16 protein-coding genes are annotated in these 12,267 nt (G+C 65.2%); 5 read left to right on the top strand and 11 right to left on the bottom strand.

Annotated elements, in window-relative coordinates:
• Positions 1 to 386 precede the first annotated feature (386 nt).
• The 3 genes from LDH66_RS16385 to LDH66_RS16375 are packed head-to-tail and all read right to left on the bottom strand — an operon-like array spanning position 387 to position 1,845.
• Positions 387 to 974 carry an L-threonylcarbamoyladenylate synthase gene (locus LDH66_RS16385; protein ID WP_226482165.1) on the bottom strand — a complete coding sequence of 196 codons (588 nt, stop codon included), beginning with the start codon at positions 972 to 974 and terminating at the stop codon, positions 387 to 389.
• 50 nt (positions 975 to 1,024) lie between these two features.
• Entirely contained in the window at positions 1,025 to 1,540 is a 516-nt protein-coding gene (locus LDH66_RS16380) for a redoxin domain-containing protein (protein WP_226482164.1), read from the bottom strand.
• On the bottom strand, positions 1,540 to 1,845 hold the full coding sequence (locus tag LDH66_RS16375; protein WP_226482163.1) for a glutaredoxin family protein: 306 nt from the start codon (positions 1,843 to 1,845) through the stop codon (positions 1,540 to 1,542). Before LDH66_RS16375 ends, LDH66_RS16380 begins: the two co-directional genes overlap by 1 nt.
• A gap of 112 nt (positions 1,846 to 1,957) precedes the next feature.
• Between LDH66_RS16375 and LDH66_RS16370 the strand changes: the two genes are divergently transcribed.
• Positions 1,958 to 3,364: a hemolysin family protein gene (locus LDH66_RS16370; protein ID WP_226482162.1), complete on the top strand. Its 1,407-nt coding sequence runs from the start codon at positions 1,958 to 1,960 to the stop codon at positions 3,362 to 3,364.
• Between the two features lie 9 nt (positions 3,365 to 3,373).
• Here LDH66_RS16370 and LDH66_RS16365 read toward each other — a convergent pair whose 3' ends face one another.
• The 5 genes from LDH66_RS16365 to LDH66_RS16345 all read right to left on the bottom strand — a co-directional run bounded on the left by LDH66_RS16365 (position 3,374) and on the right by LDH66_RS16345 (position 7,666).
• The gene (locus LDH66_RS16365; protein WP_226482161.1) at positions 3,374 to 4,114 is read right to left on the bottom strand and encodes a hypothetical protein; all 741 of its coding nucleotides are present in this window, start codon (positions 4,112 to 4,114) and stop codon (positions 3,374 to 3,376) included.
• Between the two features lie 49 nt (positions 4,115 to 4,163).
• Positions 4,164 to 5,357 (bottom strand): inorganic phosphate transporter, encoded by a 1,194-nt coding sequence (locus tag LDH66_RS16360; protein WP_226482160.1) that lies wholly within the window; start codon positions 5,355 to 5,357, stop codon positions 4,164 to 4,166.
• A 174-nt stretch (positions 5,358 to 5,531) separates the two neighbouring features.
• Positions 5,532 to 5,963: a hypothetical protein gene (locus tag LDH66_RS16355; RefSeq protein WP_226482159.1), complete on the bottom strand. Its 432-nt coding sequence runs from the start codon at positions 5,961 to 5,963 to the stop codon at positions 5,532 to 5,534.
• 90 nt (positions 5,964 to 6,053) lie between these two features.
• The gene (locus LDH66_RS16350) at positions 6,054 to 6,776 is read right to left on the bottom strand and encodes a DUF5828 family protein (protein ID WP_226482158.1); all 723 of its coding nucleotides are present in this window, start codon (positions 6,774 to 6,776) and stop codon (positions 6,054 to 6,056) included.
• A gap of 80 nt (positions 6,777 to 6,856) precedes the next feature.
• Positions 6,857 to 7,666 carry a four-helix bundle copper-binding protein gene (locus tag LDH66_RS16345; protein ID WP_226482157.1) on the bottom strand — a complete coding sequence of 270 codons (810 nt, stop codon included), beginning with the start codon at positions 7,664 to 7,666 and terminating at the stop codon, positions 6,857 to 6,859.
• 276 nt (positions 7,667 to 7,942) lie between these two features.
• On the opposite strand from LDH66_RS16345, the gene upp reads away from it, so the two are divergent.
• Positions 7,943 to 8,620 (top strand): uracil phosphoribosyltransferase, encoded by a 678-nt coding sequence (upp, locus tag LDH66_RS16340; protein ID WP_226482156.1) that lies wholly within the window; start codon positions 7,943 to 7,945, stop codon positions 8,618 to 8,620.
• Between the two features lie 76 nt (positions 8,621 to 8,696).
• The gene (locus tag LDH66_RS16335) at positions 8,697 to 9,071 is read left to right on the top strand and encodes a cupin domain-containing protein (RefSeq protein ID WP_226482155.1); all 375 of its coding nucleotides are present in this window, start codon (positions 8,697 to 8,699) and stop codon (positions 9,069 to 9,071) included.
• 52 nt (positions 9,072 to 9,123) lie between these two features.
• On the opposite strand, the gene LDH66_RS16330 is transcribed toward LDH66_RS16335, so the two are convergent.
• Positions 9,124 to 9,327 carry a YgaP family membrane protein gene (locus LDH66_RS16330; protein ID WP_226482154.1) on the bottom strand — a complete coding sequence of 68 codons (204 nt, stop codon included), beginning with the start codon at positions 9,325 to 9,327 and terminating at the stop codon, positions 9,124 to 9,126.
• A 215-nt stretch (positions 9,328 to 9,542) separates the two neighbouring features.
• Between LDH66_RS16330 and LDH66_RS16325 the strand changes: the two genes are divergently transcribed.
• On the top strand, positions 9,543 to 10,385 hold the full coding sequence (locus LDH66_RS16325; protein WP_226482153.1) for a hypothetical protein: 843 nt from the start codon (positions 9,543 to 9,545) through the stop codon (positions 10,383 to 10,385).
• A gap of 23 nt (positions 10,386 to 10,408) precedes the next feature.
• Here the strand turns inward: LDH66_RS16325 and LDH66_RS16320 are convergent, their stop codons facing one another.
• Complete coding sequence (locus tag LDH66_RS16320; protein ID WP_226482152.1) at positions 10,409 to 11,026, bottom strand: IMPACT family protein; 618 nt, start codon at positions 11,024 to 11,026, stop codon at positions 10,409 to 10,411.
• A 215-nt stretch (positions 11,027 to 11,241) separates the two neighbouring features.
• On the opposite strand from LDH66_RS16320, the gene LDH66_RS16315 reads away from it, so the two are divergent.
• Entirely contained in the window at positions 11,242 to 11,655 is a 414-nt protein-coding gene (locus LDH66_RS16315; protein WP_226482151.1) for a DUF7522 family protein, read from the top strand.
• Positions 11,656 to 11,662: 7 nt separating this feature from the next.
• Here LDH66_RS16315 and trpY read toward each other — a convergent pair whose 3' ends face one another.
• Positions 11,663 to 12,166, bottom strand: a complete 504-nt coding sequence (gene trpY, locus LDH66_RS16310; RefSeq protein WP_226482150.1) for a TrpY family transcription regulator — start codon at positions 12,164 to 12,166, stop codon at positions 11,663 to 11,665.
• Positions 12,167 to 12,267 lie beyond the last annotated feature (101 nt).

The following is a 12,267-nucleotide window of genomic DNA, read 5'->3' as shown; positions in this document are numbered from 1 at the left end:
GCCTCGAGTTGGAGCCTTCGATGAGGTGTGAACGGAGCAGTGGAGTCGACTGGGAACGTGTGAGATGAAGTATCCTGCTACCGTGGCAACAGGGAATCGCCACGTCCTCCCCAGCCGATTTCTACTCACGGGCACTTCGTGCCCGTTCGTATGGTTCGCGGAACCGTCGGTTCCGCGCTAACGCTCACTCACTCTGTTCGTTCGCTCATCCACTGGAAGACGCTTCGCGTCTTCCACGCCTTCGTTCACTCCGTTCACGAAGACCTCGCACGGCTTCAGGCTGCGGTTCGTCAGTAACTCACCGCAGCACAGCGCGCGCCACCACACACCGGTTGACCGGTCCGAAGTGAGACAGTGGTCCCCGCTACTGTCCACATTCCCCTCTGTTACGAGTCCTCGAGCCAGGCCTCGATCTCGTCGGCCATCGCGCCCCGTCGGTGGATCGTTTCGCTCGAGACGTCGACGACGGTGCTCTCGGTCCCGCCGTCGGTCTCGCCCCCGTCGAGGACGACCGCGGCCGCCTCCCGAATCTCGGGATCGAGGTCTGCGGGCCGTCGGGCGCTCTCACGGCCGCTGACGTTCGCGCTGGTCGACGTGATCGGCGTTCCGGCCCGCTCACAGAGCCGCAGCGCGACCGCGTGGTCCGGTACCCGGACCCCGACGCGGTCTCGCCCTTCCGTGAGTTCGTCCGGGACGGCCTCGCGTCGCCGACAGAGGACCGTCACGGGGCCGGGGAGAAACGTTCCCATGAACTGCCGTTCCCGCTCGGTCGCGTGGACGTGTTGCAGCGCAGACGGGACCGAGGGCACCGCGAAGGAGATCGGCTTCGAGCGGTCCCGGCCTTTCACTTCGAAGACCCGCTCGACGGCGGCGGGGTCAAGGGCGTCCGCGGCGAGGCCGTAGACCGTCTCGGTCGGGTAGACGACGAGGTTCCCGTCCGCGATCGCCTCGGCCGCGCGGTCGAACTCGCTCATTCGGTTCGAACTCGGCGGATGCCGAGGAAAAAACTGTCGCTCAGCGCCGGTCACTCGAGCCCGAGTTCGGACTCGAGGGCGTCGTAGTCGGGGAAGTCGGGCCAGTCGGTGGCGACCCACGCGCCCTCGACCGTGCGATCGCCGTCGAGCGCGAAGAAGGCGACGCGGGGTTCACTGAGGCCGGTCATCCCGTCGAGGTCGTGGGCGATGCCGTACGAGTCGGCGACCTCGTTGTTCGGATCGGTAAAGAACGTGAAGGGGTAGTCGTTGTCCCCGAGGAACCGCTTGACGCCGTAGGGGGTCGATGCCGTGACGCCGACGACCCGTCCCGCGCGATCGTCCCAGTTTCGGTCCGTCAACTCGTCCCAGACGTACTTGGCGACAAACGAGCCGGTCATCGGCGTGAAGACGAGGATCGTTCGGCCGTCGGCCTCGCCGACGAGTTCCGAGAGGGTCCGGTCCTCCCAGAACTCGTCGGTGACGAGCGGTCGGGTGAAGTCGGGGGCCTCCTCGCCGGGTTCGGGGTGGTCCGTCGGTCCCAACTCGACGACGTCGAACTCCGGCATCAGTCGTCACCTCCCGCGCCCGCCGCGGCCGCGTCGGGGCGGTCGCCCTCGCCGTAGGTCGACTCGAGATAGTCGACGATGTTGGCGCTCTCGGCCATCGTAACGCCCGTGTTCTCGTCGACGACGACGGGAACGGTTCGGACGCCGGCGACGCGTTTGACGACATTGCGTTCGGAGTGCATCGGTTCGACGAACCGAGACCGGTAATCCAGGTCGTACTGATTTAGCAGTCGGGTGACCCGCTCGCAGTACGGACAGCCCTGGAGCCGGTAGAACGTGATCGGTGGCTCGGCGGTCTCACTCATGGATGGACGTACGGGAAACGATCGGGTAAACGTGTCGTCGCCGGCGGCGATGACCGTGATCCGGTGTAAAATGGGAAACGGTTAACCGATCCAGCTATAATGCTGCACATCAATGGCGTTGTCTCCGCTGTTCGCCGTTCCGTTGGCCGCCTATGAGGTTCCAGTCGTGGGTATCGGGTTCGACCAGTCCACGGTGACGACCCTCGGTGTGTTCGCAATCGTCGTCCTCATCGGGCTCTCGGCGTTTTTCTCCTCGTCCGAGATCGCGATGTTCAACCTGCCGAAACACCGCCTCGAGGGGATGATCGAGAACGATGTCCCGGGCGCGGACCTGGTCAAAGGGCTCAAGGACGACCCCCACCGGCTGCTCGTGACGATTCTGGTCGGCAACAACATCGTCAACATCGCGATGTCCTCGATCGCGACGGCGATCCTGTCGATCCACTTCGGGGGGCTGGTCGGCGTCTTGCTGGCGACGTTCGGGATCACCGCGCTCGTCCTCCTGTTCGGCGAGAGCGTCCCCAAGTCATACGCCGTCGAGAACGCGGACACGTGGTCGATTCGCATCGCGAGGCCGCTGAAGGCCACGGAGTATCTCCTCTTTCCGCTGATCGTCCTCTTCGATTACCTCACGCGCCAGATCAACAGGCTCATCGGGTCGACGGGGGCGATCGAGTCGCCGTACGTCACCCGCGACGAGATTCAGGAGATGATCGAGTCCGGCGAGCGCGAGGGCGTCTTGGAGGAAGAGGAACACGAGATGCTCACGCGGATCTTCCGCTTTAACAACACCATCGTCAAGGAGGTGATGACGCCGCGACTCGACATGACGGCGGTACCGAAAGACGCCAGTATCGACGAAGCGATCGAGACCTGTATCCAGAGCGGTCACGCCCGGATCCCGGTCTACGAGGGGAGCCTCGACAACGTCCAGGGCGTCGTTCACATCCGCGACCTCGTCCGGGACCTGAACTACGGCGAGACCGGCGACGACGAACTCGAGCTCGCGGATCTCATCCAGCCGACGCTGCACGTCCCCGAGTCCAAGAACGTCGACGAACTGCTGTCCGAGATGCGGGAAAACCGGATGCACATGGCGATCGTCATCGACGAGTTCGGCACCACCGAGGGGCTGGTGACGATGGAGGACATGATCGAGGAGATCATCGGCGAGATCTTAGAGGGGGGCGAGGAACAGCCGATCGAGACCATCGACGACGAAACCGTCCTCGTCCGCGGCGAGGTCAACATCGAGGACGTCAACGAGGCCCTCGACATCGACCTTCCCGAGGGCCAGGAGTTCGAGACCATCGCCGGCTTCATCTTTAACCGTGCCGGCCGACTCGTCGAGGAGGGCGAAGAGATCACCTACGACGGCGTCCGCATCACCGTCGAAGACGTCGAGAACACCCGGATCATGATGGCCCGTCTCAAGAAACTCGAGGTAGCTGACGAGGAGAGCGAGACGGAGACGAAACCCGAGGCCGAACCCCTCGAGATCGACGAAAACGACGAGTGAGACGCAGTCTCAGTTCTGCGAACTGACGAGCGTTGCGATGTCGCGTGCCACCGCCGGCGGAACGACGATCCGTCGCGGGCCCTGAACGTACTGGCCGTCCGGTTGGGCGTATCTGAGTTTTAAGATAGCGGCGTCTCCAATCTGGCGGACCGAGACGGCGTCGATCACCGCGAGATCGATCGCGTGCTCGGGCTCGTAGAGGTAGATCGTCCCGTCGTCGCGGTCGAACGCGCCGACCGACTGCAGGAACGAGGCGAGGACGAGTGCGACGAACCCGATCGGAATCAACAGGGCGGCCAGTCCGGTGAACGGACCGGCACCGACGGCCAGCAGTTCGTTGTGCGAGACGTACCGACCGATCCCCATCAGCGCGCCGATGACGATTCCGACGACGATCGAGCCGACAGCGACGTCCATCGCTCGGTCTACGCTCGCTCCCGTCGGCGCGTCGATGGGGAGCGCACTCGCAACTCGCGCGAGGTGCGCCTCGGTGTTGCTCGAGGCGGCGAGCGCGAGGACGGTCGCGGCGAACGCCGCGATGAGTGCGAGAACGACGGTCCGGCCGGGGCCGCCCGCGGCCTCGCCGGCGATCCTGTACAGGCGCCAGCAGACGACGGTCCCGATCGCGGCGAAGAAGGTACCGACGCCGAACGCCCACAGGAGCCGCACGGTGCGTGAGGTACTGGCGTCTCGCCGCCACTGGATCGTCTCGTCGGAGGTGTGGGTGACGTCGACGGCGTCCTCGTCCATGCGTCGAACTCACGACCTCTCGGGTAAAGACCGTTCGATGTCGTCCGGCTCAGAGGAGAATCGCGGCGACTGCAGTGTAGCCAATAAAGGAGACGATGATCGCGCCGGCCAGCGAGCCGATCCACGCGAGCACGGTAAAGCCCATTTTCCGCGCGCTGACGCCGCCGCCGGCACCGGCCGCGGCGTAGCCGCTCCCGATGATCGCGCTGACGATGATCTCGTTGAACGAGACCGGGATGCCGTAGAAGACGGCGGCCTGCGCGATGATGAAGGAGGGGATGAGCGCGGCGATCGACCGGCGCGGCCCCAGCGAGGAGTAGTCCTGCGAAATGGCCTTGATCATCCGCGGTGCGCCGGTCCACGACCCGATTAGGAGACCGAACCCGCCGCCGACGAGCATCGCGATCAGCGGCAGATCGAGTTCGCCCGACAGCGGGATCAGCGGCCCGACCGCGAGTCCGACCTGACTGCCGCCGGCGGAGAAGGCGACGAGCCCCCCGAGGACGAGCAGGAAGTGGCGCTCGCCGCGTTCCGTCCCGTTATTGAGATCGAGCGCGATCGCGCCGGCCCAGGCCACCGCGATCGCGAGCGTCGCAGCGGCGGTGCCGGCGATCGCCGGGCCGGGGATCCAACCGCTCGAGGCCTGGGCGATCGACTTTCCGCCGGCGCCCGGCGATCCGAGGATCGCGAACTCGATGTTGGCGACGATCGCACCGACGAGAGCGGCGAGGACGACGACGAGTTGCTCTTCGGGGATCGCCTCGGCGCGGAGCGCGCGAGCGACCGCGTAGGCGATCCCGCCCCCGACGAACGGTGTGAGAACCCACAGCGTGGCGATCTCGGTGTACTTCGCCCACGCGGGATCGCCGCCCATGGCGAGTCCGACGCCGATGACCGCCCCGGTGACCGTAAACGCCGTCGCTATCGGATATCCTGTGAAGATGCCGATCGCCACCAGTCCGGCCGCGATTAGCAGAGCAATCGTGGCGGCGAGCGATGACAGCGTTACCCCACCGATCAGTCCAGTGCCGACCGCTTCGGAGACGTTCGCACCCTGGAGGACCGCGCCGGCGAAGCCGAGCAGCCCGACGAGAAAGCCCGCTCGCATCACCGAAATCGCGTTCGCACCGACGGCCGGGGCGAACGGGGTGGAGCCGCTCGAGCCGGCCCCGATCGCCCAGGCCATGAAGAGACTCGCAACTGCGGCCACAGCGAAGGTGCCGATCGTGGCGACGTCGACCATCTACTCGCCTCATATTAGCGGCCCCTACAAGTGTGTGCCGACCTACGGCTGCCAGCGGGGACGAGCGGAGAGGGCAGTAGCACGGGTTCCGCTCGAGTCAATACGATGGGATGATCCGCGAGCACCTGCCCGATCACCGTGTCCGTTTTCCGTCGCGTCGGAACCCCGCGCGCATTACTCGATTGGCTCGGAATCGGTCGCGACGTGCTCGAGAAAGAAATCCCTGTTTCTGTACAGGATCCAGAGTCCGGTCAGCCAGAGCGTTGCGGCGGCCACGATACCCAGTAGTAGGTCGACATCACCTTCGACGGTACCTGCGTTGAGAACTCCGAAAAATCCCGAGGTGATGTGGACACTCCAGGCGAGGAATCCGCCGGCGAGGCCGATCGGTCGGCCGGTGATGATCGTCCAGCCGAGAGCGACTGTTCCCCCACCTAAGACGATTGATGGCCAGATCCCGAACGCGGTCTCCCCGCTGCTGCCTCGAATACCGATTCGGATCCCGTTGATGAGGACGATCCATCCCAGTATTCCGACGCTGAGCGGTGCCCCATTAGCGGCCGGCTCGAGAAGCCATTTCGCGGTCGCGCGTCCGTCGCGTTCCATACGATATCTCTGTCATTTCAGCACATAATTTCAGCTATTCTCGAGCGAATCGCTACGGAACCGAGTGAGACGGCGACCCGACGGGTCGTCTCAGTTCGTCGTCGACCTGGAGTTGTCGTCGGGCTCCGGCGGCGGCTCCGCGCCCTCGATGGCCTCGGCCGCGTCGGTGTCTTTCTCGACTTCGACGTGCCAGCGGTCGACCTCGTCCTCGTAATCGGCGAGTCGGTCGGAGACGCTCTCCTTGAGGTCGTCGTCGTTGACGTTGACCTCGAAGACGAACTGCTCGCCGTTCCCGCCGTTGCGCGCGGCCTGCTGGATGTTGGCGCTGATGAGTTCGTTGTCGAAGTAGTAGGGCGCGAGCTGGGTCATCACGTTCTGGTAGACCGTGTCTTCGACGCGGCGCAGTGCCTTGCGACTCGCGGAGTCGGCCGCGCGCGCGACGTAATCGATCGACTCCTTCCAGTTGTCGACCGCCGCTCCGGCGTCGTCGTCCTCGAGTTGCTCGTAGGACTCCGAGAGTTTCTCGCCGGCGGTCTTGATGTCCTCGTCGGGCTCTTTGCCCGCTTTCTCGCCCTTGCCTTCTTCGACGCTGGCCTGGTCTGCGGTCTTTTCACTGACGTCGGAATCGAGGGTTTCGTGGGCCTTGGGGCGCCACTCGTCCCACTCCTCGAAGGCGCTCGCGAAGCGCGCGCCGTACTCCTGGTCAGGATCGTGAACGTCGACGTCTCGAAGCGCGCGCGTGATGCGCTCGCCGTGTTCGACGATGTCGCCCCAGTCACCGCGAACTTTGAACCCCGAGATGCTCTCTTCCATTCGGCTGGGCGAGTGATAGCGTGCGGATAGGTATAAACTTCTCTGCCGTCAGCCGCGTGGACGGGGGTGGTCGGCGCGGACTACCGCTGCCCGCTCGTTCTCTGGCCGCCCATCTGCTGCCCGCTCATTTGTTGTCCGCCGGTCATCCCCTGTCCCATTCGGCCGCCGGGCTGCTGTGTTCCCATCTGCTGGCCGCCCATCTGTTGGTCGCCCGCTCCCTGGCCGCCGACCATCTCGAGCAGCGTCGTACAGGAGTCGATCGTGCGGTCGATCGCCGAAATCGTCTCGGCGACGTGGGGGTGTTGCTGGAACTGCTGGAGTTCGGGCAGGCTCTCCTCGGCGATCCGGACGAACGTGTCCGCCATCTCCGGGCCGAACATCGAGTCGCGCGCGATCAGCTTCTCGTTGAACTCGGCCAACTCTGCGATGTCGCGACAGATCGCCGCACACGTCGCGAGCTGTGGGCCTTCCGACGCGCACATCTTCGCACACCAGTCGGCGATGTGAGACAGTTCGGTGAAGTCCTCGAGCGCGATCCGCAGTTCGTTGGTGAGGTGGTTCTCGAACGACTGCCGGCCCTGGGTTCCCTGTCCGGCCATCCCCTGGCCGGACGGCTGTTGACCGCTCATCTGCTGGGAGCCGCCCTGTTGGCCGCCGCCCATCGGCTGTTGACCGCCGCTCATCTGTTGCTGTCCACCACCCATCGGCTGTCGACTCCCGCTCGTCCCGTGGCCCCCCATCCGCTGGCCGCTCATCGGCTGCTGGCCACCGCCCATCGATTGTTGTCCACCCATCGGCTGGCCGCCGCTCATCGACTGCTCGCCCGACATCCGTGTCGGCTGCTGTCCGCTCTGTCCCTGCCGCGGCTGTTGGTTGTACTGGTGACTCATTGGAATTCACGCCCGTGGTGGGGCGTCGAGGGCTACGCCGATCGATCGATTAAACCGGGTCCACTGTTACGACCGTTTCCGACAGCCAAGCGGTGTTTTCACCTCGCCGCGACGACGGTCGAATTCGATCCGTCTCTCCATCTCACGTGTCGGTAACATCGAGTTAGCGATCTCAAGACTGTATTTCGCGAGCTCCCCGCTGGTTCGAATCGCGAGCCGACGCGGGGGCCGTCGCTGATCGACACTGTGAACTACCCGGCGAGCGGCTGTAGGGATATGCCGATCGAAGACCGGGACAACGCCTATCTCATTACGCATGCACTGGCGAAGGACACGCTCTCGCGCCTGCGCGACGTCGAGACCGAACAGGTCAGCTTTCGGAAGGGGCTGGTCAAACTCGGCCGGATCTGTGGCTACGAAATCATCGACGGCCGCATGGAGACCGAGTACGTCGAAATCGAGACGCCCCTCGAGTCCACGATGGGCGAGCGCGTTCGCGGGCTCGACGACGTGGTCATCATCAACGTCTTGCGCGCGGCGACGCCGTTCGTCGAGGGACTGCTGAAGGCTTTCCCACGGGCGCGACAGGGTGTCATCAGCGCGAGCCGCGACGAGGAGGCCGGCCGCGCCGAGGACGGCTCGTTCCCCATCTCGGTCGACTACGTGAAACTGCCCGAGATCCACGAGGAGGACACGGTCATCATCGCCGATCCGATGCTCGCGACGGGGAGTACGATGTGTACCGTCCTCGAGCACATCGTCGACAACGCGGTCCAACCGGAGAACCTGATCGTGCTCTCGGCGGTTTCAGCGCCGGAGGGACTGCTCCGCGTCAACGAGGAGTTCGACGAGGCCGACCTGCTGACGGTCTCGATCGACGACCGCCTCGACGAGGACGGCTTTATCGTGCCCGGCCTCGGCGACGCCGGCGACCGCGCGTTCCGGACGACGTAGACGCTCACCCACGCCGGCTGTCACGATGTGAACCGGTGCCGACGGACTTTTGCGGATCGCCGCGAGTCGAACGTCTATGGAGTACAGCGTCGTCGATCCGAACGACCTCGAGCGAGTCGATGAACGACCCTGCGATCTCCGCCGACTGAGCGAGGCCGCCGGGATGGACAACGTCGCGATCAATCGGTTCGACGCCGAGCCGGGCGAGCAGTTGCCGTTGGCCTATCACGTCCACGATACTCAGGAGGAGGCGTTCCTCGTCCTCTCGGGCACCCTCCACGTGGAGACGCCTGAGGGCGAACTCGAGGTCCCGGAGGGGTCGATGTTCGCGGCACAACCGAACTCTCCGCACCGAGCGTACAACCCGGACGACGCCGACGAATCGGTCTCGGTCGTCGCGATCGGTGCGCCGTCGGTCGACGACGTCGCGCCGTACGAACCCGAGGAGTAGGTTCACATTCTCGAGCGGCCGATGCCACTGCTTCCCTCCCCTCGCGGGGCGGCTACTGCGTCGGTTCGCAGGTATCGATCCCGAGCAACGCGTTCGCCGGGCACCGCTGGATGGCTGCGGTCGCAAGGACGTCGCTCCCGGCGATGAACAGCAGCGTACCAAGCGTTCGATTCCGGTTTCGGTAGCCGACCAGGAGTAGGGTCGCCGCGAGGAGGAACCGGGCGATACGGTCCATGCCGCCGACGTTTCTGTCCATACGGGAGTCGACGAGCGAGCGGCCCGTATAGGTGGTCCCTGCAACCCCCTCGTTTCCAGTCGAACCCGGCTCCCGTCCCCCGTATTTTCCGTCGTTCGGTCCAGACGAACCGATCATCTACTGGGAGCGCGGTATCCCGTTCCACCCGTTCGATAGCCGAGACCGGGCTCCGCCCACCCATTACTATTTTAACACGACTCGGGCTATATCGACTCGTGACTGATACCCCTCTCGTCGATGGATCGGAGACGACCGTGCAGGTCGCGGTCGGCGACTACGTCGGTGTTCTCGTCGCGGGCCTCGTGACGACCGCGGTTTCGCTCACGACCGCGCCCCCGATAACGGTTCTCGGGACGGCCGTCGCCGGATTTCTGGGGGGCGGTCTCGCCGGCGGCGTCCTCGCGAGACGGATCCGCGAACTGGCAGTGCGGATCGGCCGAACCAGCGGTCGCCGAGCGGCGCTCGTCCTTCCGGCTGCCCCGTTCGGAGCGGCGGCCGGCGCGTCGCTAGTGGTCTCTCTCGAGTCGCCGTTCGTGCTGGTCGCGCTCGTGTCGGCAATCGCCATCGCCATCTCGGGTTCGGTCTTGGGGTGGACGGCAGGGACCCGCTACGCGGATACGATCACGGCCGACGATCCCGTCGCTACGTGGCAGTGGGACCCGCCGGGCAACCCAAAACTGGACGCCGTCGTGCTCTCCCTCTGGCTCTTCTTCGGAGCCGGTCGCGCCGTCGCCGGTGAGTGGACGGGAGCGGTCGTCTGGACCGGACTGGCGATCCTCTGGGCGTGCAGCGGTCTCGCTGAGGGGAGATGGCAGGTCGGATCGATCGGCAGGATGCCCGAAATCCGCGTTTACGAGAGCGGTCTCCTCAAACAGCGGCCGTATACCCGATCGTTCGTTCCATGGGACGACATCTCTCACGTTCGGTTGCGCGAAGACGAACTCGTGCTCGATCGGAGGCTGTTCGACGTTCGTTTCGATCGCGACGAACTTCCGAACCTCGAGGCGGCCCGGACGGAAATCGAACGACGCCTATCGACCGTTGCAGTCAGTTCCTGAGACGTTCGAACCCGTCGTCCGTTTTACTCGAGGTCGGCTCGCCCGCTCGTCGCGCTCCGGACCCGATCCCGCAACGCGTCGCCCTCCGCGACCGGGACGCGAACGTCGAAGCTGACAGCGGCCTCGTAGTCGGCCTCGAACTCGTAGCCTTCGCTCTCCAGAATCGACCGCACAGTTCCGGAGTCGTCGTACTCGACGGTGATCCCGACCCGTTCGTGCGGTCGCTCTTCGACGATTCCGGCCGCCTCGACGCCCTCTTTCACCGCGCGGGAGTAGGCTCGGACGAGGCCGCCGACGCCGAGGTTCGTTCCGCCGTAGTAGCGCGTCACGACGACCGCACAGTTCTCGAGGTCCTGCTGCGTGAGGACGTTCAGCGCCGGCTTTCCGGCCGAACCGGAGGGCTCGCCGTCGTCGCTCGAGTACTCTCGGAGGAAGTGGCCGTCCGTCTCCTCGTCGCCGGTTCGGACCCGATAGGCGGGAACGTTGTGGGTCGCGTCGGCGTACTCCTCGCGGACCGCGTCGACGAACGCCTCGGCCGCGTCGACGGATTCGACCGGTCGGACGTGTCCGATGAACTCAGAGCCCTGGACGACGAACTCGGCGGTGGCCGGCTCCGCGACGGTGCGATACGCCCGGCTCACGGCCGCCCCCCTCCCTCGTGTCGCCGACGGACGTATCGCCGCTGGACGTGTCGCCCCGGATGCGACGTCTCGACGCGGGTCATAGCGGAGATACGTCGGGCCGCGAAAAGAGACCGTCGGTCCCGCCCGTTTCGAGTCGATGACGCGGGCTCGATTCGCGGGTGCGTTTCGCTGGGACCCGTACGCTATTGGTCCTCCGTGCGCTGTGTGGACACATGGACGGCGAGACTATCGATTCCGAACTCGAGAGCGAGATTCACAGCGTCTGTCGGACGACGGTCGGAGACGAACTACGCAGTATCACCTACTTCACTGAAGACGACGTCGAGCAACTCTACCTCCGGTCGGACCTGGAGCAGACCGCCGACCTGATCGGCTTCGCCGAACACGAGCGACTGGGCTTTCGCTCGCAGTCGGCCTACCGGAACACGCAACTCGGCGAGTACCAGGCGACCATCCGCATGTTCGAGAACGGCTACCTCTCGCGGGTCATTCGCGGCCCCCACGGCGTCTGGGTGACGACCGACGACATGTCGATGGAGCGCTTCGAGGAACTCACCAGCGCGCTCGAGTCGGTGCTCGACGACTTCGCGGACACCGTCGACGTCGAGAGCGAGAGCGGCGACTGACCGGCGGTCACTGGATCTCGATCTTCCGGACGAACGAGAGGTCGCGGATCGCGGTGATTACCTCCCCCGAGAGCTCCTCGTCGGTGATCAGGTAGAGCCGGGGCTCGTCGGTGAACTCGGGGTCCTCGCTGATCGTCTGGCGGATCGAGATGCCGTGTTCGGCCAGCGTGCCGGTGACTTCGGAGACGATCCCCTCCTGTTCGGCGTCGGTCACCTCGACGGAGAGCACCGTCAGATCCAGAACCGGTGCCAGGTCCATCAGGCTCGGCACCTGCGAGATGTTCTGGAAGATCCGTCGCAGTTCGGGATCCTCGAGGATGACGTCGGTCGTCGAGTCGACGACGCGTCGGTCGACGCCGATCTCGCGGGCGATCCCCGTGTTCGGAATTTCGATCCCGCCGGAGACGACTCGGCCGTCGTCGTTGACGGAGAACCCTCGCTCGAGCAGCAAGCGGATCACCGCCTGCTGGCTCGGCGACCCCTCGAACTTCTCCATGATCTCGTCGAACATTCGTTGACGAGTGTACGGCCGCTCGGGTATAATGTCCGGTGATCGGTCTCGCCCGGCGTCGCAGTCGATTCGCTCTCGGTCGGAACCGGTCGGTCGCCCGG

This window comes from Natrinema amylolyticum (genome assembly GCF_020515625.1).
GTDB classification, from domain to species: Archaea; Halobacteriota; Halobacteria; order Halobacteriales; family Natrialbaceae; genus Natrinema; species Natrinema amylolyticum.
This window is presented reverse-complemented; position numbering and strand designations above follow the sequence as displayed.

What these genes read in the sequence shown, in the direction of transcription:
- LDH66_RS16385 (WP_226482165.1), bottom strand. Translation starts at nt 974, where the DNA reads ATGAGCGAGTTCGACCGCGCGGCCGAGGCGATCGCGGACGGGAACCTC.
- LDH66_RS16380 (WP_226482164.1), bottom strand. Translation starts at nt 1,540, where the DNA reads ATGCCGGAGTTCGACGTCGTCGAGTTGGGACCGACGGACCACCCCGAA.
- LDH66_RS16375 (WP_226482163.1), bottom strand. Translation starts at nt 1,845, where the DNA reads ATGAGTGAGACCGCCGAGCCACCGATCACGTTCTACCGGCTCCAGGGC.
- LDH66_RS16370 (WP_226482162.1), top strand. Translation starts at nt 1,958, where the DNA reads ATGGCGTTGTCTCCGCTGTTCGCCGTTCCGTTGGCCGCCTATGAGGTT.
- LDH66_RS16365 (WP_226482161.1), bottom strand. Translation starts at nt 4,114, where the DNA reads ATGGACGAGGACGCCGTCGACGTCACCCACACCTCCGACGAGACGATC.
- LDH66_RS16360 (WP_226482160.1), bottom strand. Translation starts at nt 5,357, where the DNA reads ATGGTCGACGTCGCCACGATCGGCACCTTCGCTGTGGCCGCAGTTGCG.
- LDH66_RS16355 (WP_226482159.1), bottom strand. Translation starts at nt 5,963, where the DNA reads ATGGAACGCGACGGACGCGCGACCGCGAAATGGCTTCTCGAGCCGGCC.
- LDH66_RS16350 (WP_226482158.1), bottom strand. Translation starts at nt 6,776, where the DNA reads ATGGAAGAGAGCATCTCGGGGTTCAAAGTTCGCGGTGACTGGGGCGAC.
- LDH66_RS16345 (WP_226482157.1), bottom strand. Translation starts at nt 7,666, where the DNA reads ATGAGTCACCAGTACAACCAACAGCCGCGGCAGGGACAGAGCGGACAG.
- upp (WP_226482156.1), top strand. Translation starts at nt 7,943, where the DNA reads ATGCCGATCGAAGACCGGGACAACGCCTATCTCATTACGCATGCACTG.
- LDH66_RS16335 (WP_226482155.1), top strand. Translation starts at nt 8,697, where the DNA reads ATGGAGTACAGCGTCGTCGATCCGAACGACCTCGAGCGAGTCGATGAA.
- LDH66_RS16330 (WP_226482154.1), bottom strand. Translation starts at nt 9,327, where the DNA reads ATGGACAGAAACGTCGGCGGCATGGACCGTATCGCCCGGTTCCTCCTC.
- LDH66_RS16315 (WP_226482151.1), top strand. Translation starts at nt 11,242, where the DNA reads ATGGACGGCGAGACTATCGATTCCGAACTCGAGAGCGAGATTCACAGC.
- trpY (WP_226482150.1), bottom strand. Translation starts at nt 12,166, where the DNA reads ATGTTCGACGAGATCATGGAGAAGTTCGAGGGGTCGCCGAGCCAGCAG.